28 protein-coding genes are annotated in these 25,418 nt (G+C 30.5%); 13 read left to right on the plus strand and 15 right to left on the minus strand.

Going from position 1 to position 25,418, the window contains the following annotated elements:
- Positions 1 to 1,433: 1,433 nt before the first annotated feature.
- A complete protein-coding gene (locus LQ668_RS10770; protein WP_078358456.1) occupies positions 1,434 to 1,985 on the minus strand; it encodes a thioredoxin family protein in 552 nt (183 codons plus the stop codon).
- Between the two features lie 79 nt (positions 1,986 to 2,064).
- Positions 2,065 to 3,102, minus strand: a complete 1,038-nt coding sequence (locus LQ668_RS10775) for a S66 family peptidase (RefSeq protein ID WP_239732769.1) — start codon at positions 3,100 to 3,102, stop codon at positions 2,065 to 2,067.
- Positions 3,103 to 3,256: 154 nt separating this feature from the next.
- On the opposite strand from LQ668_RS10775, the gene LQ668_RS10780 reads away from it, so the two are divergent.
- Positions 3,257 to 3,802 (plus strand): HAAS signaling domain-containing protein, encoded by a 546-nt coding sequence (locus LQ668_RS10780; RefSeq protein WP_078358458.1) that lies wholly within the window; start codon positions 3,257 to 3,259, stop codon positions 3,800 to 3,802.
- A complete protein-coding gene (locus tag LQ668_RS10785; protein ID WP_239732768.1) occupies positions 3,802 to 4,641 on the plus strand; it encodes a DUF4097 family beta strand repeat-containing protein in 840 nt (279 codons plus the stop codon). The genes LQ668_RS10780 and LQ668_RS10785 overlap by 1 nt, the downstream gene beginning before the upstream one ends.
- A 71-nt stretch (positions 4,642 to 4,712) precedes the next feature.
- Here LQ668_RS10785 and LQ668_RS10790 read toward each other — a convergent pair whose 3' ends face one another.
- Both LQ668_RS10790 and LQ668_RS10795 read right to left on the minus strand, forming a co-directional pair.
- Entirely contained in the window at positions 4,713 to 5,750 is a 1,038-nt protein-coding gene (locus LQ668_RS10790; protein ID WP_107509889.1) for a C45 family autoproteolytic acyltransferase/hydrolase, read from the minus strand.
- 349 nt (positions 5,751 to 6,099) lie between these two features.
- Positions 6,100 to 7,074 (minus strand): bile acid:sodium symporter family protein, encoded by a 975-nt coding sequence (locus tag LQ668_RS10795; RefSeq protein WP_115337252.1) that lies wholly within the window; start codon positions 7,072 to 7,074, stop codon positions 6,100 to 6,102.
- A 226-nt stretch (positions 7,075 to 7,300) separates the two neighbouring features.
- Here LQ668_RS10795 and LQ668_RS10800 point away from each other — a divergent pair, with 226 nt between their 5' ends.
- Positions 7,301 to 7,489 carry a hypothetical protein gene (locus tag LQ668_RS10800; RefSeq protein ID WP_088369014.1) on the plus strand — a complete coding sequence of 63 codons (189 nt, stop codon included), beginning with the start codon at positions 7,301 to 7,303 and terminating at the stop codon, positions 7,487 to 7,489.
- A 71-nt stretch (positions 7,490 to 7,560) separates the two neighbouring features.
- Positions 7,561 to 8,148 (plus strand): hypothetical protein, encoded by a 588-nt coding sequence (locus LQ668_RS10805; protein ID WP_115337253.1) that lies wholly within the window; start codon positions 7,561 to 7,563, stop codon positions 8,146 to 8,148.
- Here LQ668_RS10805 and LQ668_RS10810 read toward each other — a convergent pair.
- A complete protein-coding gene (locus LQ668_RS10810; protein WP_119634262.1) occupies positions 8,117 to 9,052 on the minus strand; it encodes an LPXTG cell wall anchor domain-containing protein in 936 nt (311 codons plus the stop codon). The two genes, LQ668_RS10805 and LQ668_RS10810, sit on opposite strands and share 32 nt — an antisense overlap.
- Positions 9,053 to 9,286: 234 nt before the next feature.
- On the opposite strand from LQ668_RS10810, the gene LQ668_RS10815 reads away from it, so the two are divergent.
- A complete protein-coding gene (locus LQ668_RS10815) occupies positions 9,287 to 9,505 on the plus strand; it encodes a hypothetical protein (protein ID WP_078358464.1) in 219 nt (72 codons plus the stop codon).
- Between the two features lie 99 nt (positions 9,506 to 9,604).
- Here the strand turns inward: LQ668_RS10815 and agrA are convergent, their stop codons facing one another.
- From agrA to LQ668_RS10835, 4 genes are read right to left on the minus strand one after another with little or no spacing between them, the layout of a single operon-like run.
- A complete protein-coding gene (gene agrA, locus LQ668_RS10820) occupies positions 9,605 to 10,321 on the minus strand; it encodes a quorum-sensing response regulator AgrA (RefSeq protein ID WP_078358465.1) in 717 nt (238 codons plus the stop codon).
- Positions 10,318 to 11,634, minus strand: a complete 1,317-nt coding sequence (agrC, locus tag LQ668_RS10825; protein WP_107509876.1) for a quorum-sensing sensor histidine kinase AgrC — start codon at positions 11,632 to 11,634, stop codon at positions 10,318 to 10,320. Before agrC ends, agrA begins: the two co-directional genes overlap by 4 nt.
- Before the next feature lie 27 nt (positions 11,635 to 11,661).
- On the minus strand, positions 11,662 to 11,802 hold the full coding sequence (agrD, locus tag LQ668_RS10830) for a cyclic lactone autoinducer peptide AgrD (protein ID WP_078358467.1): 141 nt from the start codon (positions 11,800 to 11,802) through the stop codon (positions 11,662 to 11,664).
- Positions 11,799 to 12,374, minus strand: a complete 576-nt coding sequence (locus LQ668_RS10835; RefSeq protein WP_107509875.1) for an accessory gene regulator AgrB — start codon at positions 12,372 to 12,374, stop codon at positions 11,799 to 11,801. The genes agrD and LQ668_RS10835 overlap by 4 nt, the downstream gene beginning before the upstream one ends.
- A 472-nt stretch (positions 12,375 to 12,846) precedes the next feature.
- Between LQ668_RS10835 and pglS the strand changes: the two genes are divergently transcribed.
- The 4 genes from pglS to LQ668_RS10855 all read left to right on the plus strand — a co-directional run bounded on the left by pglS (position 12,847) and on the right by LQ668_RS10855 (position 16,379).
- Positions 12,847 to 13,881: a 6-phosphogluconolactonase gene (gene pglS, locus LQ668_RS10840; protein ID WP_239732767.1), complete on the plus strand. Its 1,035-nt coding sequence runs from the start codon at positions 12,847 to 12,849 to the stop codon at positions 13,879 to 13,881.
- A 19-nt stretch (positions 13,882 to 13,900) separates the two neighbouring features.
- Positions 13,901 to 14,677 (plus strand): carbon-nitrogen family hydrolase, encoded by a 777-nt coding sequence (locus LQ668_RS10845; protein WP_078358470.1) that lies wholly within the window; start codon positions 13,901 to 13,903, stop codon positions 14,675 to 14,677.
- Positions 14,678 to 14,898: 221 nt separating this feature from the next.
- Positions 14,899 to 15,624, plus strand: coding sequence for an ABC transporter ATP-binding protein (locus LQ668_RS10850; protein WP_107509924.1), 726 nt, complete (start codon positions 14,899 to 14,901; stop codon positions 15,622 to 15,624).
- Positions 15,621 to 16,379, plus strand: a complete 759-nt coding sequence (locus LQ668_RS10855) for an ABC transporter permease (RefSeq protein WP_078358472.1) — start codon at positions 15,621 to 15,623, stop codon at positions 16,377 to 16,379. Before LQ668_RS10850 ends, LQ668_RS10855 begins: the two co-directional genes overlap by 4 nt.
- 32 nt (positions 16,380 to 16,411) lie before the next feature.
- Here the strand turns inward: LQ668_RS10855 and LQ668_RS10860 are convergent, their stop codons facing one another.
- Entirely contained in the window at positions 16,412 to 17,791 is a 1,380-nt protein-coding gene (locus LQ668_RS10860) for an aldehyde dehydrogenase (protein WP_078358473.1), read from the minus strand.
- A 117-nt stretch (positions 17,792 to 17,908) separates the two neighbouring features.
- Between LQ668_RS10860 and LQ668_RS10865 the strand changes: the two genes are divergently transcribed.
- On the plus strand, positions 17,909 to 18,883 hold the full coding sequence (locus tag LQ668_RS10865; protein WP_239732765.1) for a Gfo/Idh/MocA family protein: 975 nt from the start codon (positions 17,909 to 17,911) through the stop codon (positions 18,881 to 18,883).
- Positions 18,876 to 19,178: a hypothetical protein gene (locus tag LQ668_RS10870; RefSeq protein WP_078358475.1), complete on the plus strand. Its 303-nt coding sequence runs from the start codon at positions 18,876 to 18,878 to the stop codon at positions 19,176 to 19,178. The genes LQ668_RS10865 and LQ668_RS10870 overlap by 8 nt, the downstream gene beginning before the upstream one ends.
- Positions 19,179 to 19,956: 778 nt before the next feature.
- Here the strand turns inward: LQ668_RS10870 and LQ668_RS10875 are convergent.
- Genes LQ668_RS10875 through LQ668_RS10885 form a run of 3 tightly spaced genes read right to left on the minus strand, consistent with a single transcriptional unit; the run spans position 19,957 to position 21,788 of the window.
- Entirely contained in the window at positions 19,957 to 20,232 is a 276-nt protein-coding gene (locus tag LQ668_RS10875) for a GNAT family N-acetyltransferase (RefSeq protein WP_078358185.1), read from the minus strand.
- Between the two features lie 21 nt (positions 20,233 to 20,253).
- Positions 20,254 to 21,180, minus strand: a complete 927-nt coding sequence (locus LQ668_RS10880; protein WP_239776026.1) for a manganese-dependent inorganic pyrophosphatase — start codon at positions 21,178 to 21,180, stop codon at positions 20,254 to 20,256.
- Between the two features lie 59 nt (positions 21,181 to 21,239).
- A complete protein-coding gene (locus tag LQ668_RS10885) occupies positions 21,240 to 21,788 on the minus strand; it encodes a cysteine hydrolase family protein (RefSeq protein WP_078358188.1) in 549 nt (182 codons plus the stop codon).
- A gap of 88 nt (positions 21,789 to 21,876) precedes the next feature.
- Here LQ668_RS10885 and LQ668_RS10890 point away from each other — a divergent pair, with 88 nt between their 5' ends.
- Positions 21,877 to 22,983, plus strand: a complete 1,107-nt coding sequence (locus LQ668_RS10890) for a glycosyl hydrolase family 28-related protein (RefSeq protein WP_107509922.1) — start codon at positions 21,877 to 21,879, stop codon at positions 22,981 to 22,983.
- A 12-nt stretch (positions 22,984 to 22,995) separates the two neighbouring features.
- Entirely contained in the window at positions 22,996 to 23,445 is a 450-nt protein-coding gene (locus tag LQ668_RS10895) for a DUF1801 domain-containing protein (RefSeq protein ID WP_107509921.1), read from the plus strand.
- 69 nt (positions 23,446 to 23,514) lie between these two features.
- On the opposite strand, the gene LQ668_RS10900 is transcribed toward LQ668_RS10895, so the two are convergent.
- Both LQ668_RS10900 and LQ668_RS10905 read right to left on the minus strand, forming a co-directional pair.
- On the minus strand, positions 23,515 to 24,324 hold the full coding sequence (locus tag LQ668_RS10900) for a prephenate dehydratase (protein ID WP_107509920.1): 810 nt from the start codon (positions 24,322 to 24,324) through the stop codon (positions 23,515 to 23,517).
- Positions 24,325 to 24,338: 14 nt separating this feature from the next.
- Complete coding sequence (locus LQ668_RS10905; RefSeq protein WP_078358199.1) at positions 24,339 to 25,397, minus strand: nitric oxide synthase oxygenase; 1,059 nt, start codon at positions 25,395 to 25,397, stop codon at positions 24,339 to 24,341.
- Positions 25,398 to 25,418 lie beyond the last annotated feature (21 nt).

The following is a 25,418-nucleotide window of genomic DNA, read 5'->3' on the forward strand; positions in this document are numbered from 1 at the left end:
TAACAATGAAAGATTACATGCAGGATTAAATTATCAAACACCAACCTCTTATAAACTTATGAATTCTGTCTAAGTTTTTGTTGACATACCATCTCTCAACTTATGTGAATATAGACATCCTTACTTACACTTCACTCGACTTGTGTGAATATAGAGGTCCATACTTACACTTCACTTGACTTGTGTGAATACAGACATCCTTAGTTACACTTCTCTCAACTTGTGTGAATACAGATATCCTTGCTTACACTTCAACTGACTTGTGTTAACATAGGCATCCTTACTTACACTTCACTCGACTTGTGTGATTACAGACATCCTTACTTACACTTTTCTCTACTTGTGTAAATATAGACACTTAAGATTAATTGCCTTTAACATAAATGACCTATTATTTTAATGAGAATCATTTAGCTAACTCTTAGAGACACCATTTTTCTATATAAATATGGATATTGAGAGCGATTTTGTAAGTGCTGACGCCTGAGGGAATAGTATGCGTGAGAGACTACAGGCTCGAGCCATACCCCTAGGCAAGCATGCACGAACAAAATCGTGAGATTTTATAAAAATGGTTATTAGTAGTGATTTTATAAAGTGCTGACGCCTGAGGGAATAGTATGCGTGAGAGACTATATGCTCGAGACATATCCCTAGGCAGGCATGCACGAACAAAATCGTAAGATTTTATAAAAATGGTTATTAGTAGTGATTTTGTAAAGTGCTGACGCCTGAGGGAATAGTATGCGTGAGAGACTACAGGCTCGAGCCATACCCCTAGGCAGGCATGCACGAACAAAATCGTAAGATTGTTATAAAAATAGTTATAGGTAATGATTTTATAAAAAACAAACATATAATTGTGTATTTAAAAAGTCAATATTAACAATGGTTTTAACAGTTAGGCATGCCTAACTGTTAAAAAATCTTTCAATAAATACACTTAAGAAATTAAATATTTGAGTTAAGAATGAATGCACAAAAAGTCATACTGTACTGATATACTTTAATCATAGATAACACAACACGAAGCACAATACATTCAATTCCTCAAAACTTATTTCGTATATGTTTTTCATAATTGCAAATGACTTTGTGTAGAACGTGTTTAGATAGTTATCTGTAATTGTAACGTTGAAATGGATCATAAAATGATTCAAGTTATTTATACGAGGTTTCCCGGCTTTGTATAAATACATGTTTCCTTAATTAATAACCCTTCCCCGAAAAGCGCTCGTTAATTCCCGGACGAGCGCTTTTCACTTGCAGATTTTTATATGTGAACTTAAATAACATAGATTTTTAGATTAAAGAAAATTAGTGTAAAATGAATTTATCGAGCCATGGGGATGGTGAGAAATCCTACTATGAGTAATAGGGGACTTATACATAATTAAGAGGCTGAGACAATATTTGTCTCAGCCTCTTATCATTTATGAAATTGAACTTACGATTGATTCGTATACGTCATCCCAAAATTGTGTATTATTTTGATAAGTTTCATGAATTTTATGATGAACATCTTTTTCTTTTTCAGCGTATGTTGGGTCATCTTTGCTTGGTAAGTCTTTACGTAATTCTTCTACTTGTTTTTGTACACTTATAGCTCTTGGTCCCCATACATGTTCTTGCTCATGATGTTCATTTAAAAATACGAAAATAGGTATTGATCTTGCTGTACCGTTTGTTAAATATTGATCAATTAGGTTTGTATCTTCATCACGGTGAAATGCTTTTACTTCAATATTCGTATAATCAGCAATGTTCAATAATACTGGTATGTTCATCATGGCATCTCCACACCAATCTTCAGTAATGACAAGTACTTTATAATTTTTATCTTTAATTTTATCTAAACGGTCATCATTTTTAGGTAATTTAAAAGATTGATAAATATCGAGCAATTGTTCTTTATTTGTAGTCATTTCGTTTACGTATTCTTTAATTGGTTGTGCTTGTTCAAAATATGTAACTAACTTAGTCATTTTGTTAATCCCCCTTCAATATATTAAATATTATAACAATTCTGAAATAAATCGCAAAGAACTAATCTCGAAAAAATATTTATTTAACAGCGTTATCTAATATTTTGAAAGTTTTATTTTCAACATCCAACTCTGCTTGTGCCCCATAAGGTATGACACATTTAGGTTCGTTATGTCCAAAACTAGCATTATAAAAGACAGGCATATCTTCTTGATCCCATTCTTTCAACATTTTAACCCAAACTTCTTTGTATTCTTCGTAATATGCATCATCTTGTGGACGTCCAATAATCACGCCATTTATTTTATCAAAGATTCCCATTGAACCAAAAGCACGTACGTAATCTTCCATTAACCAAGGAGGTGCTTGAACTTCTGCTGTTTCAATGAATAAAATTGCGCCATCAAAAACTTCTTTATTTGGAAAAACATCTGTTGCTTTTAATGAATGGAAAAGTTCCATACATCCACCAATTAAATGTCCTGTAGCTTTTCCTTTACCATTTAAAATTTCATATCCTTGACTGTCAAATGATGGTCTATTAATGTCTTTATTTTTCTCTTCCCATGATAAACCATATTTTCTGAATTGTGGTGAGGCGGGTACATTTCCAATTGGACCATTTTGGAACCATGTTTGGTTAATTGAATCAACTGTATAATCATCCATAGCAACATTTTCAGCAAAGTCTGTTAAAAGTGCTGGACCATAAAAACTTGATACACCTGCTTGATAGAACATAAAATGTATTGCAGTTGTATCTGAATAGCCGCTTAATATTTTTGGATTATTTTTAATGATATTTAAGTCGATATATGGCCATAAACGAACAGAATCATCTCCACCTAAAGTACAAATAATTGCTTTTACTTCAGGATCTTCAAGTGCTTGGTGTAAGTCTTCTACACGTTTTTTTGGATTGTTATATGTAAAGTCTGCTCCTTTAAGTGCATGTGGCATAACTTTCACTTTTAAACCGAGTACTTCTTTCAATCGTTGAATACCAACTTCTGTTCTCCAAATTACTTCTTCTTCACCGGCGTAACCTGAGGATGGTGAAACGATTGCGACAGTGTCCCCTTTAGAAAGCTTGTTGGGTTTGATTAATTCTTTCATTCTTAATGCCCCCTTATTTATATATTTAAGTTAGTATATCACAGTGGTATCACTTGAAATCAAATATTTCAAATGATAGTATAATGTTGTTTGTAAAAGAATGGTAATATAATAAAGATGTAAGGTTAATATCACAATAAAAGGGGCAAAACCAATGGATAAAATAACCTTCCTTAATTACCTTGAGGATGAATTGTCTCGTTTGCCTAAAGTTGAGCGAGATAAAATAATGTATGAATATGAAACAAAATTTTTTGAAGCAAAAAATGAAAATGAATTAATGAATGAATTAGGTGAGCCTAAGGAAATTGCAAAGAAAGTTTATGCAACGAGCGCCATTCATGATGCTGAAATAGCACCAAACTTTAAAAATGTTTTTCAAGCAATTATGGCAACATTAGGCTTAAGCTTTTTTAATATATTTTTTATTATTATACCGTTTCTAATTATTGCGTTTATACTTTTAATTGTTGTAGTGGTTGGCGCATTGATGATGTTAGGACCTATAGTAAGTGTTATAAATATTATATTGTATGGATTTTATTGGATTGATATTACAAACATAATTTTTTCTATATCATTTTTAGGATTAGGGTTAATGTTGCTCATTACTGGATTAAAATTAATAGAACTGAGTTACAAAGGCATCTTAAAATATTTAAAATGGTGTGTAAAAGTCATTAGGGGGCATGCTGAATAATGAAAAAGTTATTTTTGATAGGATTAGGCATCTTCTTAATTTTTGGCTTAATAGGTACAATTCTTTGGTTTACGGTTAATAATAAATTTGAGAAGAATGAAACTTATGAAAAAGTTTTTGAGGATGATCAAGTTGAACAAGTCATCGTGAATGGACAAAATACAAATGTTGAAGTGAAAAAGGGTAAGACTTTAGGGATAAAGTATAACGGCAAACAACATGTAAATGCGAACATAGAAAACAATTTACTACATTTCACAGAACAAGATAGTAAGTATCAATTCAATGCCAATTTTATACCTTTTAGAAAAACGACAAATCATTTAGTAATCACTTTACCAGAGAAACAATATCAATCATTTAATATAACAACAAATACGGGAGATATATTAATTAAAGATGTCAGTAGTAACAACAGCAATATGATTACTGATACAGGGGATATTTCTTATAATAATGTGAATTTAAAATACGCTAAAGCAATGTCTAGTTTAGGAAGTGTTCAAGTTAAAAATTCAGCACTATCAGAATTTAATGGTGAAATTGAAACAGGAAATATAACAATAGCGAAAAGTAGCCTCATTAATAGTGAATTGATTACTTCGTTGGGTAACATAAATATTAGCCAACTTAAAAATGAATGCGATATTAAATCATCTACAGAAGATGGAGACATCACTTTATCTTACGAAGAACCTCCTAAAAATACTTTATTACAATTACAAGCTGAATCAGGCAGTACACATATAAAAAATAAAGCATTTAAAGGAGAAAAAGTAGGTAACGGTAAACATATAATTGAAAGTTATACGGATAATGGCGATATTATAATTAAGTAATACAAAAAGCACGATAAGCTAGGAGCTTATCGTGCTTTTTTTTGCTTACTATCAAGTTGTGTAAAGATTTTTTATTCACTTGCGAACAAGATGTCTGTATCAATTTGTCCTGAAATTGAATTTAAATCTATAGGCTTTCCATCTAACCAATCTTGGAAGTTAAATGTATGTAACATACCATTTTCTCCAAGAGCAATTTTCATTTGTAATTGATCAGGTATATAAGCTGAAGTGTGAATGGTACCGGACCAGCTTTTAAAAAGCTTACTATAAATTTCATATTGTGGGTCGTTAAAATAACGAATAGCATCTTCTAAAGACATATGCTCGTTTGTAATATGTTCGATTCTATTGTATCTTTCTATAGATTCTTTTATATAATTTCGGTTCTCATGTGTTAATACTTCAAAGTGATTCGTACATAAATTATTTTGTTTCGTAACAACTGAACGAGGGGTAGCTTCTACCGTTATTCTTCTGTTTTGCTTATCCATTAAAATATAGCTGAAAGAAGTACGATGAGGTATCTCTTTTAATAAAGCTACTGCTTCATCAATATTTTTACAGGTTTCTAAAATTAGTCTTCCAATCATATAACATACAAAGCCGTCACCAGGTTTTTTTCTATGCATAAAATTATATCCCATAGATAAGCCATGTTCATTCATACCATCCATACGTCCGGTAACTCTCGATGTTGGACCAATTTGCGCATATCCACCATCATTTGGTTGAAATAAACTAAATCGACCATCATAAGTGGCAGGGTTATAATCATAATTTCTCACCATATAATCAGTACCTAAAAATATAGAACAACCACTATCTTTTGCATAAACTCTGTAATGTCCATAATTTAATAGAATCTGTTCGAGTGGATACTTTAATGTATCTTGTAATCCCATAAGTTCATCCCATATTGGTGGTGCAAATTCTTGGTAGATTTTCTTAGTTTCATCTATATCTATGTCAAAGCGCGGTCTTCTGATTTTCCATTCTTTATCTCTATTCTCTAACATTTTGGTAGATTTTAACCATTCAGCTTGTGCGACGCCGTGATCATAATGGTTACCTCTAAATTCAAATGTCTGCATATTAACATTTTGCAACATAATCACTCCTATTAAATACATTTTGATTGAAATATTGCATTTTGTCACGCAAATTAGATTAAGAATATTAAGACTGGAAATGTGATATTAAAGAAACTGTAATAATGCTTTAACCTATGTAATTTCTCACCATGTTATATTTAGGGTACCAAATATCTCACAAATAATGTGAGAAGGAGGTATGTATAATGTGGAATCAAGGATATATCTACGTAAAAAAAATATGGCAAGAGTGGTATAGAAGATAATATAAATTTATTAAATGACACTTATAAACAACTAGAATATATATTTTTGAAATTAAAAAGGCTGAGACAAATTAATTGTCTCAGCCTATTATTATGATTTACAATGCTTGATCGGTTGCAGTAGAATATTGTTTTTTGCGTTCAGTTCGTTTCGTTTGGTTAGACCAAATAATTGCAATGGTTGGACCAGTTAATAGGTGAATAAAACTGAATATAGCTCCTGGAACTGCAGATAAAGGATTAAAATGGGCTGTTGCAAGTGATACAGCTAGTCCAGAATTCTGCATACCTACCTCTATGGAAACAGCACGTTTATCAGGTCTGTCTAGTTTAAAGAGTTTAGCTAATAAATATCCAATCGTTAAACCACTTACGTTATGAAGCAATACAACGCCAAACATAATCAAACCTGTTTCTATAATTTGAGCTTTATTACCTGCTACCACACTCGAAAGAATTAATGAAATTGAAATTACAGAAATAATTGGTAATATATCAATTGATTTTTCGGCAACTGGTTTGAAAAATCTTTGTACTATAAAGCCTAAAATAATAGGAATTAATACAACTTGTACGACTGATATAAACATAGATGAGAAGGATACTTGTAACCATTCTCTTGCAAACAAATAAATTAAAGTTGGTGTAATGATGGGTGCTAATAATGTAGATACTGTAGTGATGGATACTGACAATGCAGTATTTGCTTTAGCTAAGTAACTGATAACATTTGAAGCAGTACCACCAGGACAACAACCGACCAATATTACACCTAATGCAATATCAGAATTTAAGTTAAACCCTTTTGCAATTAAATATGCTGTTACTGGCATTATTGTATATTGTAGAATTACGCCAATGAATACACTTTTCGGTGATTTAAACACTTCTTTAAAATCATTTGTTGAAATTGTCATCCCCATACCAAACATTACAATTCCTAATAAGTAAGGGATATAAGGTGCTACTTGAGAGATGACATTAGGGAAACTAAAACCTAATATTGCAGCTAATAACATCCAAAGAACGAATGTTTTATTAATGAACTGACTAAACTTTTTAATATTGTACATATATACACCTTCTAATTTTATAATAATCAGAATATTAACAATAATACAAAAATATTTCAATAGCTTTATGGAAATAAGTGGGGCTTCGCATTTTTAAATGAGAATTGATACATATAATGAGTTATTTTATACTTTTATACATAAAAATTTAACTATATATACAGCAGTATAAGCGTAATATCTTTTATGTATTTTAAAAATTATGTTATGATGAAAGAGGTAGAAAATGATGATAGAGGTGACTTCAATGGATTGTATTAAAGGGATATTCAAATTCTTTTTCATCTTAATTGCTATAACAACAGTTGCTGTTGGGGCAGGTATTGCTGTCTTAGCATTTGTATTTAAAAAAGATTTTGAAGAATTAGAACAAAAGACTAAAGAAATTGTATCTGAGATCGAATCTAATAATTAAAATAAAGGAGCAATCACTATAATTATGTGATTGCTCCCTTTTTTTAAAATAATATTAGGAGGGTATATATTTTGCAATATGAAAGCAATGTGTTAATATCTCCAAGATTAGATTATCGTATGACCAATCAATTAAAGGATTTATCAAGAAGTTTGGAAGTGCCTAGTGTAAGAGAACTTCAAGCCTTAATTGAGACTATAGAATATGATCAGCCATTTTTAAAATCTATAACTATTGGTACGAGTAATGAAAATGAGATGGTTAACGCTGCATTTCATTTAAAGTCTTTGATTGAATCTACATGGTATGAAAATAAGCAGTCCGAAGTGTATGTTAATGTTGTGATTTGGAAGAATCATGTAGGTTCTTCTAAAAAGTATGTTAATAAGTTTGTATCAAACTCACCTGATGTTTGGATTACGCTCGGTTCACATATAGGGTTTTGTAATGTATTAAAGCGATTGTATCGCACTGAAAAATGGGATTCGAAAAGAACCTATTGTTTGAGTTCATTGTTATCTCAGGCGATGATAAATATAGTAGGAGCAAAATATTTCGAGGGTATAAATGGTATAAATTACCATGATGAAATTGTTAAAGTTGAAAATGGATACATTACATCAAATCCTAATTGTTTTGCTGAGCCTTCTTTTTTCTAATGATAATAAATAAAATAGTGGTAATACATATGAGTAATGAACTCATAACATACTTAAAATAATTTGTTGATTTTTGACCAGTTTCAGGAAGCTTTTTTGTTTCTAAGTTGGTCTTTTTTTCTTTTTCAGAAGTGGATTGGTTAGAATGGTTAGGAATTAAGAAATCTTTAACTACTGATATTTGATAAGACTGTGGGTTGTTTTGATTATGATTTAAGCTATTAGTATTAGGTGGGGATTGTTGATTTTCGTGGTTATTATCTAATTGATTGTGTTGTACGGAATCTTGAATAAAAGGTGATACAGATTTGTTGTCAGAATTGAATGTATAATATTTATCATCTCCTATTGAAATTGATGAATGAGTATCTATTCCGTTAATTTTTACATCGAATGCGGTGTCTCTAGGAATATTTGAAGGAATGTTAATTGTAGTTGAACCCTCATTGTTAGTCTTACCTATAAATTCTTGGTTCTGTGCTAAAAGTTTAACTTCTACATTACTTAAAGGTTGATATGTTTTGGAAAGTACTTCGATTGTAATATTTTGATTATTTATAGAAGGTGTATTACGAATTTGAGAATCAGAAGAAGTTAATTGATATAACTTATTAGGTTCAACAGTAAAAGTCTGTTGATTTGAAGTAGTTAAAGTATAATGAGGTTTAATATTCTTATTTGGAATTTCAACAAAAGCCAGTCCATCTGATCTAGTTGTTAGATGCTTAACTTCATTATCTAACTGAAGCTGAAACGTTTCATTAGATATAGGCATATTGCTCGCAGTTAAGAATTGAAATCCAATCGGAGTCATATCAGTACTTGCGTAAGTGACATGAGTCATATTGAGTGATGTAGCTACAAAACAAACAATACTGTAAAGAAAGATTGAAAACGTCTTCATCGGGTCCTCCTTTCTTGCTTATTTAACTATTATCATATGATAGCTATATTATTGCATAACTCGCTTTAATATTCAAGTATTATTTTATTATTTTTTTATAAGAATTTATTTTTATCTAAAGATGAGTTAAATACGTGCTTTTAACAAAATTGTATAACCTATATTATCTTCTGTTTTGCAAGAGAAATAAAAAAAGCGTAAAATAAAAGCATAATTTAAAAGGGGATGTTAAATATGAAATGTGTAAGTTGTAATCAAGAAATGATAAATGACCTTCGTATAAACGTTCCAGGAACTTTAGTAGATGTGAGATTAATTAAAGAAGAAGAAAATGAAGACATATTAAAAAAAGCGATTGCTATACCTAAAGCTGCAGTTTGTTTAAAATGTGGCGAAGTCAAATATTACATAGAGGATATAGAGTCGTTTAGAAATGCTTTAGATCAAGTGTAAATCAATTAAATAATCCTTATAAATAAAAACAGAGAGAACTTTTATACACTAAAAGTTCTCTCTGTTTTCTATTATTAAAAAGCATATCTCAATATTTAATTATATCTTTTTGATGTTTCTAACTGATGCATAACAATGTTCACCATTATTAAAGTAAACAGTACGATCTTTCGTATCAATTGTATCAACGTTATTTCGATTAATAACATAACTGTTATGACATCTAAAGAATCTATCATCTAAATTCGATAAATCCTTTAAACTACCATAAAACTCAATTTGTCTATTATCAAGATGAGCAATTAGTCTGTGCGATTTTGTTGAAGATTCAAAAAACATGACATCATCATATTCGACGTAAACTGAATTACTACCTCTAGTTAATTCTATTTTTTCAACATTAGTATTTTTAGATAACATACCTAAACGAATATAAGCAGTATCTAAACAGTCTAATACTCTTGTCTTTAATTGATCAGGATCATCTTTAAAGATGAAATCCATGGCTGCTACTTTATAAACGAACGTTAAATATGTTAATTCACTATGACTCGTTACAAAAACGATATTACCAATCGGATCATATTTACGTATGTTGCTCGCTAAAGTAATACCATTTATGTCAGCATCAAGTTGAATATCTAGAAAATAACAACCTATATCATTCGCTGTTTTGACATACTCTAAAAGTTCGTAAGGATCATGAGTAGCAAGTTCAATAGACATTTCTTTTTCTTCAATCATAATGTAATTATTTATAATCGTTTGCATACGTTCTAATTGTTTCGGGTCATCTTCACAAATGACGATTTTCATCGAATCACTTCCTCAGTGCTATCATTTAAAATTTCAAGCTTTTGAATAAAGTATTGATTGTTGATAAAAGTGTCTAAGAAAACATGATCCGTTTTCTCAGTAATTTCTTTCAAGGTCGTTAAACCAATACCACGTTTACGACCTTTAGTAGAATAGTGATCTTCAAATAACTTATGTACTTTTGGAGTATCTTTAGAACATTTATTCATGAATACAAGTAATATAGATTCATCATTTTTAATAAAAGCAATTTGAATTGTAGGATTATCTACAAACTCAGAAGCTTCAATCGCATTATCCATAATGATTCCAATACAGCGACTCAATTCAACAATGTTCATATTTATATGATCAATCTGTTCAGTAATCTCAACACTAATATTGATATTCTGTTCCTGAGATTGAATAATTTTTGTCGTTAATAAACCTTTAATTTCTCTCACATGTAAATTTTGTAGCCCATTAATTTTAATCGCATTTACTTTCATATCATCATGAAGATGCGCTATATTTTGATCAAAATAAACCCTTAATCCTTCCATATCATCTTCTCTAATATAATCAGATAATGTAGCTAAAATATTCACATAATCATGACGAAACTTACGCATTTCATTATTAATTTGTTCAATCTGCAACGTATATTTATAATATTGATTAATCTCTTTTTTAGTACGCTGTAAAGCCATTTCCCGAATGATCGTGAAAGAAATTAAAATTATAAAAATAGCAGCAACACACACATAAATCACATAGAATAATGTCTGGAATTCAAATTCTTTTTCAGTATTATATGATTTAGGCATGTATACGTAGAAGACCATGAATGAAACAGCTAAGAAACCTGCAATTAATAATAAATATACTCTGTTATTATATAAATAACTGAGCTTTAATTTATTCATTAAACGCCTTATTAAGTATGCAATGATTATTGTAAATGAGCTATGAAATAGCATGTAATACATAAAAAATTGAGGTACATTATTAAGGTTATCAATAATATACTTAGTTAAAAATACAGATAAATAATCAGAAACAACTGATATTAATATGACTATAAGTGTATTAATAATTCCCAGTAATCTAAACTTCTTATAAAAGAATATAAAACAGAACAGGCAAACGTAAACTATTGCGCTCATTCCAAATAAATAATAAAAAGCAAGAGAAGGGATCATGTATCCCAAAGTGAGAATAACATAATCCCTTTTGCTATAACGATAATTCTGAGTTATAGCTAATAAAACTGTAAATAATAATATTTGTAAAATTCCAAATGGTAAAGATTCTATATTTGTAAATGATTCCATATACCCTTACACTTCCCTAAAACAATCTTATTGTTTTTCTTTTAATAATTCCGCTGGTACTTCTGTTTCATCTAAAAATGCCATACAACCTCTAATTACCGCTTTTTCACCAATTGCTGAAAGGATATTTGATACTGATTTTGAAAATAAACTAGTTAATAAATTCATAATAATGTTTCCTCCTCTTTGTAAAATATAGGTAATAGTGATACTGCTTCAAAGATCAATCCTAAGCATACTAATTGTTGATACGGTTCTTTTATGAATAATGAAAGAACTATCAATATAGTAGCGACTATGATTGATCTTAGTTTAAGTCCTTTTTTCCATTTGCCTAATATGGGATGTTTCTTTGTTTGCATTGGTGCGTACTTTATTATAATAAGATAACCAATTAGTGCTAGGGCAAGGAATGCCCAATACGACAAGTTAGTATTTATTATAATAAGTGGCGCCAATACAAACATTATGATGCTTTGTATTGTGCATAAAAAAGTGGACTTAGCGTGTGCACCAAACGCGAAATATCTAACGGCAAAATAACTAAGATGAACAATAAGTGTGTATAAAAATATATGGCATAGAAGGGCGGCGCCATATATGACTACAGTCTTCATGATATTCCCTACAAATACTTCTAGTCCATACTTTACCTTTAAATAACTAACATGATCTAGGTTATTTGAATTTTGAAGATTTGCTGCAATCTTATCTATTTGTGTTTGTACAGGCTGATACATAGCGGCCCTCCTTCATTATGATTATAGAACAAATTGATTTACATTTTACTTCTTTTGCCTAACTGTATTATTTTAATGCCTAACTGTTTGAATTACGAATATATTTGTATTTTAACATAATATCAATGCAGTTAAGAACTTAAAATAATGACTTAGGGAAAATATTAAAAACACTTATCAAAATAATATAAGATAATATATGACTATTATATTTTATAGATTAATTTATAAATCTCATATATAAAGGGGGATACTTTATGGCAGGCGATATCGTAAATGCTATTGGTAGTATTTTTAATTGGTTTCTAGAAATTTTCAGTGATATAAGCAGTTAAACTTCTAAAGTCTTATATATGAATTTAGAATATTAAATTATACAACGTGTACCATTAGGTATGCGTTTTTATTATAGTTATTGAGCGTTTTCATGTAGAATGATATTAAAGATAAATTTAGGGAGGATTTTAATTTTATGAAAACGAAAGGTTATATTGGTAGTTACACTAAGAAGGATGGTAAAGGGATATATAGATTTGATGTAGATGAAAATGATCAAACTATTGAAAAGGTAGAAGTAGGCTATGAAGTTGAAGCATCTACATATATTACACAACGTAATCAGTTTTTATATGCTATTAAAAAAGATGGTGAAGATTGTGGGGTTGCCAGCTTTTTAATTAATGAAGATGGTAGTTTAACTTTTATAAATGATTGCTTAGCTTCTCAAGAAGGTACAGGTTGTCATATTTCAGTTTCTAATGACGGTAAATACTTATTTGAAGCTGTATATGGAGCAGGTCTTGTTAGAATTTATAAACTTAATCCTGATACTGGAGAATTAGTTGAGTTAATTGATTTTTATCGTGGAGAAGGACAAGGGCCAAATGAAGCGAGACAAGAAAGTAGTCATATTCATTATGCTCAACAAACACCAGATTTAGATTTTATTGCTACAGTTGATTTAGGGGCAGATGTTGTTAGGACATTTAAGTTTTCTGATGAAGGACTAGAATTAGTTGAAACATTAGAAGTACAAGCAGGTAGTGGACCAAGACATTTAGCGTTCCATCCAAGTGGTGATTATGCATATTTAGTAAGTGAAATGAGCAATACAATTCAAGTGTTATCTTATAAGAACGGTGTATTTGCTGAGATTAGTCCAAGATTAATGACTATACCTGAAGATTTTGATTTAAATTCACAAGTTGGTGCAGTTAGATTAAGTCATGATGGTCAATTTATTTATGTTTCAAATAGAGGTCATAACAGTATAGCGGTATTTAAAATATTAGGTGATGGCGCCAATATTGAAAGTGTAGAAATAGTTACAAGTGGTGGAACATGGCCAAGAGATTTTAATATCACACCAAGTGATACTTTCTTAGTAGTGGCACATGAACATTCATATAATTTAGTTTTGTTTACTAGAAATAAAGAAACAGGTAAATTAACAGAAATAGAAAATGAACAAAAAGCTTCAGAAGGCGTATGTGTTCAATTTATATAACAATGGTAGGTGATTAGCTTTGAAAATTGCATTATATCAAATGCATGTTATACCAGGTAAACCAGAAGAAAACATTCAGAAAATAGATCAATGGTTCGATCAACTTGATGAAGATATCGATATAGCGGTATTACCTGAAATGTGGAATACGTCATATCGATTAAAAGATTTAAATGAACTTGCTGATAATGATGGTGAAGTTATCCTTCCTTTTTTACAAAAGAAAGCTAAAGCGCTCAAAAAACATATTGTTGCTGGGTCTATTGCTTATAAAAAAGATCAAGAAATTTATAATAGAGCCATTGTCATCAATAAAGAAGGTAGTTGCATTAACACTTATGACAAGGCACATTTAGTACCGATGTTAAATGAACATCATTATTTAACTTCAGGTGAAAAAAAGCCTACAGTTTATAAATTAGATGAAGTCGATATGGGTACAATTATATGCTATGACTTAAGATTTCCGGAATTATCTCGCTCTTTAGCATTAGAAGATGCAAAGGTTATATTTGTACCAGCACAATGGCCAAAGTCAAGAATCGATCATTGGAAAGCATTACTACGTGCTAGAGCAATTGAAAATCAAGTTTATGTCATTGCGTGTAATAGTGTAGGACTTTGTGATGAAAATGAATTTGGTGGTAACAGCTTAGTATATGGTCCAGATGGCACATTAATGGATAATTTATATTATGAAGAAGATACTTTAATTGTTGAAATAGACTTTGAAAAACAAGAACAAATTAGAGAAGCAATTCCAATATTTAATAGTCTAAGAACTGATTTATATTAAGAAGAATGAGGCTGAGACAATAATTTGTCCAGCCTCATTGTATAGTTAAAACTATTTTCATAACCTGCTTGCCTATGGTACAGTCTCAGCCTGTAGTCTTCGATTTGTACTGTTTCCACAGTCGTGTCGGCTATGAAAGTGTCTTATAGTGGTTATATTATATAAGCAAGTTTATAGAAACCTGCTTATAAATGTTAGTTGAAGTGAATGGAGATGATTGTTTGGAAAGTAATATATCAGTTCAATTTAAAAATGTTGAATATGAAATTGAAAACTCTAAAATTTTAAAAGAAATAAATGCTGAAGTTTATAAAGGTAAGTTGACATCTATTATAGGTCCTTCTGGTGCTGGGAAATCTACTTTATTATCTTTAATAAATTTATTAAAATCTCCTTCTAAAGGTGACATTTTGATCAATGATGAAACAATTAATTCATATAATCCGATGGAATTAAGGAGAAAAGTACAATTAGTTTCACAAGAAGCCACTATGATTAAAGGGACTGTTAAAGATAATTTAGAGCTTCCTTTAACACTTCAAAATAAAAAGATGACAGATGAAGAAGCGAAATACTTTTTAGAAAGAGTGGATTTATCAGTAACTTTTTTGAATAAAAATAGTAAAGAGTTATCTGGAGGAGAAAAACAAAAATTATCTTTAGCACGTGCACTTGTTAATAAACCAGAAGTTATTTTATTAGATGAGGTAACGTCTGCACTTGATAGAAATTCTAAACAAGCGATAGAATTGTTACTCAAAAAAATTAATAAAGAGCATAATGTAACGATGATTTGGGTGACGCATGATATTAATCAGGCTTTACGATTGAGCGATTATGTTTGGGTTATGATTGATGGAGAAGTAGTTGAAGCTGATAGTGTCGAAAATATTAAACATACTAAAAATTCTGAGGTCAGAAATTTTATAGGAGATAAAGTATTATGAGCATAACATCTATAATATTAATGTTTATTTTTATCATCATTCCGATAGTTTTATCTAAGAGTTTTAATTTAGGATTAGAAAAAGATACTACAGTCGCTGCAATACGATCTTTCGTTCAGCTATTAATTGTAGGTTATATATTACAATTTATATTTGACCAAGATAGTTATATATTTATTGTATTAATGGTCATACTCATAATTGGTGCAGCAACTCAAAATGCAAGGAAAAAAGGGTTGGAAATACCAGGCATTACATGGAAATTATTATTAGCTTTTATATCCATTGAAATCATTACGCAAGGGATATTAATAGGTTTTAATATAACACCTGCTACAGCACAATATATCATTCCTATAAGTGGAATGATAATAGGGAATTCTATGGTGCTAAGTATATTATTTTTAAATAGATTTATGTCTGAAATAAAACAAAACGATAACATAATAGAGCTTATTTTATGTTTGGGCGGAACACCTAAACAAGCAATTCATAAGCAGTTAATCACATCTATTCAATCAAGCGTTATACCTACAATAGAACAACAAAAAACAATTGGTTTAGTACAGTTGCCAGGCATGATGAGTGGTCAAATTATTGCTGGAGCTGATCCTTTAGAAGCTGTGCTCTTTCAAATATTAATTGTATTTATGCTATTAACGGCAGCTACTATGACAAGTGTAATACTAGGGTTTTTATCGTATCCAACTTTGTTTAATAAGAAGCAGCAATTAATAGAAAAGCATTTCAAATAAAAAAGCTAGGACAATTAAATTGTCCCAGCTTTTTATTTTTTAAACATTGCTCTTACATATTTACCTTTTCCTTTATAAGGCGGGAAAAGTACACCGGTTTCAAGTTTAGTTGTTTTGAACATTATGCCTTTTTCATTACTAAATAATTCAAATGAGGCTTTACCATGGTATTTACCTATTCCTGATAGTCCAACTCCACCAAATGGCAAGTTATGATTACCTACATGTAAAAGGGTGTCATTTATGCAACCACCGCCAAATGAAATTCTTCTTACGACTTCATCAGTATGATTCTCATCTTCACTAAATAAGTATAAGGATAATGGTTTTGGTTTGTTCTTAATGAATTGTATTGCGTCTCCAAAGGCTTCATAAGTCATGATTGGAAGGATTGGACCGAATATTTCATCTTCCATTAAAATGTCATCGAATTTAACATTATCAATGACAGTTGGCTCGATATAGCAATGATCTAAATCAGAATTGCCACCATAAACGATATCACCATTTGTATTTTCTAAAAGATGTATTAATCTGTCAGTATGTCTTTCATTAACAACTCTACCAAAATCTTCACTGTCTTGAGCATTTTTGCTGTAAAATTCTTGGATTGTAGACTGTAATGCTTTTACAAATTGTTGTTTTATAGAAGCATCGATAATGACGTAATCAGGTGCTACACAAGTTTGACCAGCATTAATGAATTTACCAAAAGCAATTCTTTCAGCAGCTACTTTAATATTGGCAGTCTTATCAACTATAGCTGGGCTTTTTCCACCTAATTCAAGTGCTACAGGAATCAACTGTTTACTAGCTTGCTCGTATACACTTTGACCAATTTTTGTTGAACCTGTAAAGAACACAAAATCAAATGGAAAAGTTAACAATTCTTCTGTAACCGTTTTGTCACCAGTAACACAAGAAACGAAAGAAGGATCAAATGATTCTTCAATTATTTTTCGAACGATTGCACTGACATTAGGTGTTAATTCTGAAGGTTTTACGACAGCACAATTACCGGCTGCTATAGCCCCAATTAAAGGTTCAATGACAAGTTGGAAAGGGTAATTAAATGGACCAATAATTAGAACTGTACCATATGGTTCATATACTGTATAACTTTTACTAGGGAAAAGAAAAACAGGTGTATTAGCATTGTTTTTACTGGCTAAACCCTTGACTTCTTTTAACATGAAAGAGATACTTTTATAAATATAACCGATTTCTGTTGCATAAGATTCAACTGCATTTTTGCCTAAATCGTGTTGCAAAGCTTCTATTAATTGACTCTCATTTGATTTAATAGATTTTTTTAGTAATCTTAATTGTTTTTTTCTAAATTTAATATCTTTGGTAATATCGCTATCGAAGAACGATTGGATATTTTCAAATTGATTTGCTATTGACAAGATTGATAACCCCTTTATACTTCTGTTGTTTATATTTTAACAATAGTTATAATTAAAAGCGAAGTCTTTATTTATTAAAGACCATTTTATTAAGAATATATTATGAAAAGGTGAAACTATATGAAATTTGGATTTATAGGTACGAACTGGATTAGTGACAAATTCATTGAAAATGGTAGTCAAGTAGAAGGTTTTGAGCCATATGCTGTATTTTCACGTACAGATGAAAGAGCAAACTATTATAAAGAAAAGCACCAACTAATTGAAACATTTACAAATCTAGAACAATTTTGTGAATCACGAAACTTTGAAGCGGTATATATTGCTTCGCCTAATGCATTTCATTTTGAGCAGGCAGCATTAGCCATAAAAAATAAAAAGCATGTCATAATCGAAAAACCAGCAACTATAATCCAAGCACAATTTGAGACCCTTTCAAAACTTGCTAGTGAATATAATGTTACTGTTATGGAAGCAATGAAGTCAACATTATTATCTCCATTTGTAGAATTTACAAATGCAAAAATTGATATTGGTGAAATACGATATGCAGATTTTCATTATCATCAATATTCATCAAGATATGATAAATATAAGAATGGTATTGTTGAAAATGCATTTAAACCAGAACTTGGTAATGGTGCATTAATGGATCTTGGAGTTTATACTGTAGCGCCAATTATACATTTGTTTGGTATGCCTGAAAATATTCGAGCAAATGGATTTAAACTTGATACTGGAGCAGACGGACAAGGAAATGCAATACTCGATTTTAATACATTCCAAGCAACAATTAGTTATTCTAAAATATGCGATAGAGTTAGCCCTTCAGAAATTATTGGAGAAAATGGTTATGTGATGATAGATAAAATTAGTGCCCCGTCTAATATAAAAGTGTTTAATAGAGATGGAGAGCTGTTGAACGAGTTTACAGGGGACGAAACATATACAATGAAAGAAGAAATTATAGAATTTATGAAATGTGTCAAAGAAAATAAAATAGAATCAACTATTAACACACATGAAAGAACATTAAACACTATAAAAGTATTAGATGAAATAAGAAAGCAAATAGGGGTAGAATTTAATGTCTAAAAAAGTTTTTGCGATTGTAAGTATTCTATGTATAGTTATATTATTAATGGTTACATTAGTTCCATTTAAACAAGAACCATCTTCAACAACAAGAGTTGTCGTTGATCATTTTAATCATAAATATGCTTTTCCAAGCTGTTATGATTATGAAGAAGCATCAAATTACATAGATGAAGTTACTTTAAAAGACGCACAAGACTTAAAATATCCACCTATAAATAAATGTACAACAGAGAAAGCTAAGCCACAGTACAAATCATTGTTAAAGAGAGTGCTGGAAAGTACCGAAATATAATATTCTGGAATTAATACTTCAATATATAGTGAAAATGTTTTGAGAGTTATGCTTTAAATTTTTATAAATTCATATAAGTAACTTGTAGAGCTACCATCAGAGTACCAGCAAAGTCTTAGAACTTTGTTGGTATTTTTTATGCGCATGCTTTCCGCGGGCATGTTCTCAGCCTGTAGTCTTCGAATCATGCTTTTCCCCAGGAGTCAGCGCTAAAAAATTCCAAATATCAACAAACTGAACCTATAAATTTAAGCTCAATTTGTTTACAGTCCATAGTATTTCCTAAGCCACTATTTTTATCCTCATGCATTACCCGGCGCACTTTTAAGAGTACCAGTATAAGCAAGTTTCAGCAAAATTGCTGATAAGAGGTGTAGTAAAAGCAAGTTTCAGCAAAATTGCTGATAAGAGTATCAGTAAAAGCAGGTTTAAGAGAAATTGCTGATAAGAGGTGTAGTATAAGCAGGTTTAAGCTAAATTACTTATAAGATTAGCCATAAAACCAGCTTTGATTACAAATAAAAAGTGCCTAAATTGAGAACGATTTTGTAAAGTGCGGACGCCTGAGGGAATAGTATGAGTGAGAGACTATAGGCTCGAACCATACCCCTAGGCAAGCATGCACGAACAAAATCGTAAGATTGTATAAAAGGTAGGCAAGCATGCACGAATAAATTCGTAAGATTTAAAAAATAAGCATATCACTGTAAACTTTAAAAATTCAGTTACGTGATATGCTTATTTTTTTGAGTTAGGAATTATATCCGGACTCTTATCATTATTTTTTTAATACGTCGTGTGTGCTTTGGTCTTTAGTCATAACATCTTGAACGTAAGGGCATACTGGATCAATAACTTTACCTTCTGATCGTGCTTTATCAATTACAATATCAACTAGCTTTCTAGCCATTCCGTGACCTCTTAAAGAAGGGTCAACAAATGTATGATCTACAACGAGCGTCTTACCATCCAAATCTTGATACGTAATTTCTGCCTCAAAATCATTTTCCGAGTTACCTACATAAAACTTGTTTGTACCTTGTTTGATTTCCATTGCAATCACACTCCTTATAAATTATTTACCTAATAATTCATCGATTGGTGGTACAACTTGTTTCTTACGTGACACAACGCCAGGTAATACTGCTACATTACCATTTAATTCAGTATTAAATGCTTTTGCAACTGCTTGTTGTTCTTTACCTAAAGCAATCACTGTTGAATCACTGTTTAATATATCAGTAATAACAAATACGAATAAATCGTATTGTTCATTTGCAATTATTGCGTTGATTTCATTTTCAACATCTTCTTGAATTTCAAGAACTTCTTTTACATCTACAGTGTTAACTTGAGCGATACGTACAAGTTTGTCACCCATGTTGAATGATTTAGCATCCATATTTAATAAAAATTCTGGTGTTTTACCTTTAACTGAAGCACCAGCTTTAAGCATTTCTAATCCATATTCATTTAAATCAACATTGGCAATTTCAGCTAATTCTTCACAAGCTTTTTTATCTTGGTCTGTACATGTTGGTGATTTAAATAGAAGTGTGTCAGAAATAATAGCTGAAATCATTAATCCAGCAATTTCAGGTTTAATTTCTATACTGTTTTCATTGTACATTTTTTTAAGGATTGTAGTTGTACAACCAACTGGCTCAGCTCTGTAATATAATGGGGCACCAGTTTCAAAATTACTAATACGATGATGATCAACTACCATTGTTATAGTCGCATCTGTAATATCATCGGCACTTTGTTGGAATTCGTTATGGTCAACTAAAATAACGTCTTTACCTTTTAAAGATGTTTCTAATAATGCAGGTGCATCAACTTTGAAATAATCTAATGCGTATTGTGTTTCGTCAGAAATTTCTCCAAGTCTAACTGCTTGAACATCATTTCCAAGTTCTTTTTGTAAATCTTCCATTACTAATGCTGAAGCAATAGTATCTGTGTCTGGATTCTTATGTCCAAATATAAATGTGTTTACCAATGTAAATTCTCCTTTAGCTTTGAATATTCTGTCACTTTATTTTACCACGAACATCTTGTCTATTCTACAAACGCGCCTATACTATTTTCAAAATGTGTAAGTGCCCAATCATGCCCAGCTTGATTAAATGAGGCTACACAATTTTTAGGAATATGAATTTTATAATTCAGATTATAAGCGTCTATAGCAGTATGGAGTACACAAATATCAGTACAGACACCAACTATCTCAACAGTATCAACTGCTCTTTCTCTTAACAAACTATCTAGATTCGTACCGAAAAATGCACTATATCTTGTTTTATCTAACCAAAATACATTTTTGGAATTTTGGATTTCTTCGTATTGAGATTTTAATGTGTTGTATAATTCTCTACCGTTCGTTCCCTTAATATTATGGGGTGGAAAGAGTTTCGTTTCAGGATGATAAGGATCATTTTCAAAATGGTAATCCATTAAATAAAAAATTAAATCTTGATTAGTATTATAATCTTCAATTTTGTTATATATATTTTTTTCGATTTTTTGACCAGGTTCACCACAAGTTAGTTTCCCATCAGTAGCAACAAAATCATTTGAATAATCTACAACTATTAATGCTTTCTTCAATTAAATTCCCCCTAATTGTCTATAATTTAATTTCAGTGTAATATGAATATATATGAAAGTATACGCTATATTAAGGTGGTTATGAAGTATGAAGAATATAGTTAACGTGAAAAATTATGGTGCTAAAGGTGGGTGTGGGTTAACCGATACAATTGGTATCCAATTAGCATTGTTACAAGCAAGAAAAGGACCAGTAACTGTTTATATCCCAAAAGGTGTTTACCATATCATTTATGAATTAGTTATTTATGAAAATACAACACTTATTCTAGATGATGAGGCAACTCTTATAAGAAAATCATCTAATGCAATGTTGAAAAATGGTCATAAATTTAAAAAATACTATGGATATAACGGCCATAGTAATATAAATATTATTGGTGGAACTTTCGATGCGTATGGACATACTAATAATACTAACAATACGATTATGTCGATAGGTCATGCTAGCAATATTCAAATTCATAACGTAACTTTTAAAAATGTTGTAGGTGGACATGCAATTGATGCGTGTGGTTTAGATGGTTTTTATGTGAGTAAGTGTAAATTTTTAGGATTTCGAGATGATAGTGGTAAGAGACTATTTAGTGAAGCGGTACAGATAGATATACAAACTAAGGGTGCATTTCCTAAGTTTGGAGCACCTGATGGTACGATTACTAAAAATGTCTTAATAGAAAATTGTTATTTTGGAAACTCTGGAGATCCAAATATGTCAGCATGGAACAGGGCGGTTGGCTCACATGCAAGTATGTATAATGCGTTTTATGAAAATATTCATATTCAAAATAATACATTTGAAGGCTTAGGAGATTTTGCGGTTACACTTTTAAAATCAAAAGAAACAACAGTAACAAATAATACATTTATTGATTGTGAAGGTGGCGTCCGGTATTTAGCAGTACCGACCGGTAAATATTCATTAGATATTAATCAGTTTGATAGAGGTGGACAAGCAGGTTCAACATTATTAATTGGAGAAAATACATTTAAAAACATTAAAAGTAAACAAAGTATTCTCGTTAAGAGTTATGAAAAAGTTAACAATAAAGATATTTATATTTTCAATAATCGTTTTGAAGGAGACACTTCAAATAACATTAAATTCATAAAATCAACTGATATATATTTGATGAATAATAAGCATTTAACGCGCATTGACAAAGATAAAGTAGATAGACTAATACAAATATAAGAGGTGTATCTAATGAATGAAATAGAAAGTTATATTGATCAAATCGATGCAAAAAGAAAAGAAGCTTATATTAAATTGTATGAAGTAATTCAAGAACAGCTTCCAATTGGATTTGAACCAGTATTACAATATGGCATGCCTACATTTGTAGTACCACTTAATACTTATCCCAAAGGTTACTTAAATAGAACTGACGAACCACTGCCATTTATTAGTATAGGCGTTCAAAAAAATCATATTGCCTTATATCATATGGGATTGTATGGAATGGAAGAACTCAAAGAATGGTTTGAACGTGAATATGCAAAACGAGTTCCAACGAAATTAAACATGGGTAAAAGTTGCATCAGATTTACAAATACAAAAACGATTCCCTATGATTTGATTGGTGAGTTGAGTGAAAAAGTTACAGTAAAAGAATGGATAAATAAATACGAAACGGGTTATAGAAATAGTAAATAAATTAGTAAATAAATAAAAGGGTGGGACGAAGAAATCTTTTAATAAAATCAGATTTCTGTCCCACTCTTTTTATATATGTTTATCAAAATTACCTAGTACTTTCACATTAAATTCTAAGGTTTTCAATATCGTAATAACTTTTTTCATTTCTACATCATCTGCACTACAATCAGCTTGTACAAAGAAATGATACATTCCAAGTTGAGTCTTTAGTGGACGTGATTCAATCCATGAAAGGTTAATGTTAAATAGTGCAAATGTATTTAATATACTTGCTAGTAGACCAGGTTTATCTTGATCTGGAGTGATCAATAATATACTGTCTGTTGCTTTTTTAACTGGTTTTTCTTGAGCAGATAGTACTAAAAACCTTGTTGTGTTATGTGGATAGTCTTCAATATGTTGGTGTAGAGCGATTATTTCATTATTAGTTTCTTCTAAACCAATTGGTGCAATTGCAGCACTATGGTCATCTATCTCATCTAAACTTTGTACTGTACTGTCTGAATACCGATATGTAAAGTTATGATTCTTAATGAATTTTGAAGTCTGATTAATAGCTGGTGCGATTGAAACGACTTCATTTATATCTTCTAATTTTGTTCCCTTTTTAACATAAAGTGAAAAGGAAATGTCTAAATGTAATTCATCTATAACATGAATTTTTTGTTCTGTTAATGAGTCTGCAATAATGTTAATCGTTCCTTCTATAGAATTTTCTATAGGAGCAATTGCTATATTTTGTGGATCTGTTTCTATTGCTTTAACAACTTCGTATAAATTTGATTTTGGTATATATTCTTCTATTTCATTTTGTTTATATTTTAATGCAGCCATATGTGAAAATGTTCCTAATGGCCCTAAATAATATAATTTCATAAAAGACTTCCTTTCTAATGGAATGGACAACCTTGTTCTGTTTGTTTATATAAAAAGTTAGGACTTCTCATTTCATTATCATAGCCTTTATGATAATTATGTACAAGTGAGGGTGAAAGGGGGGGAGCTAGCCAACTCCATTTACCTGTAACTTTTCTATTAACATTATTTTCATTGTCTTCGAACTTTTTAAACTGCTTTGATGCGTTGTAATGATCTACTATTGAAACTCCAGATTGTTTAAACGAATGAAAAACAGCGTAGTTAAATTCTACTAAAGCTTTATCTCTCCAATAACTTGATGTTGTTGATGTATCTAAATTAAAAGCTTCAGCTATATCTTTCAATTTGTCATAACGATATTCATCTGTAAAGTTTCTAACCCCAATTTCAGTTTCCATATACCAACCATTAAATGGAGCAGTATGATAATAAAGCCCACCAATTTCTAAATCCATATTAGATATGATAGGTACTGCATACCATTTTAATTGCAACTTTTCTAAAGCAGGAAATTGCTCATGTTTGATTGATACTTCTTTAATTAATCCTTCAGTATAAGAGTGGAATTGCAGCGGTTGTTTATTAATACGATAAATAAGTGGGAGTATATCAAAGTCAGAATGCTTACCTTGCCAATTTAGGTGTTGAGCGAGTTGAGTGGTTTCTCTCGACTTAGGATCACCATAATTTTCATACCCAGCATATCGGATAAGCTGTTCATTCTTAATTTCAATTTGATTAGAGTATATACTAATCATAGGTTTAATTTTGCCATTATTTGTAGCTTGTTCAATATGTTCTTCAATAGAGTGTAGAAATTGTTTTTCACTATTGATATGTCTTAAATCTCTGACAGTTAATTTGTCCCAAAAAAGGCGTCCTATACATCTATTAGAATTTCTCCACGCTACTTTAGCACCATACTCAAGTTCATCTTTATTATGTGTATATGTTCCTGTTTGATTTATTTCATCTTGTATTTCTTGAATTCTTTTATGAGCTTTTGTTTCATCTATATTAAGTTCTTTATACATATCTATAATAAAAGTAGTCGCTTTTTCTTGTATCATAATTACACCTCTATGTACTAG

The organism is Mammaliicoccus sp. K-M42, assembly GCF_022386375.1.
GTDB classification, from domain to species: Bacteria; Bacillota; Bacilli; order Staphylococcales; family Staphylococcaceae; genus Mammaliicoccus; species Mammaliicoccus fleurettii.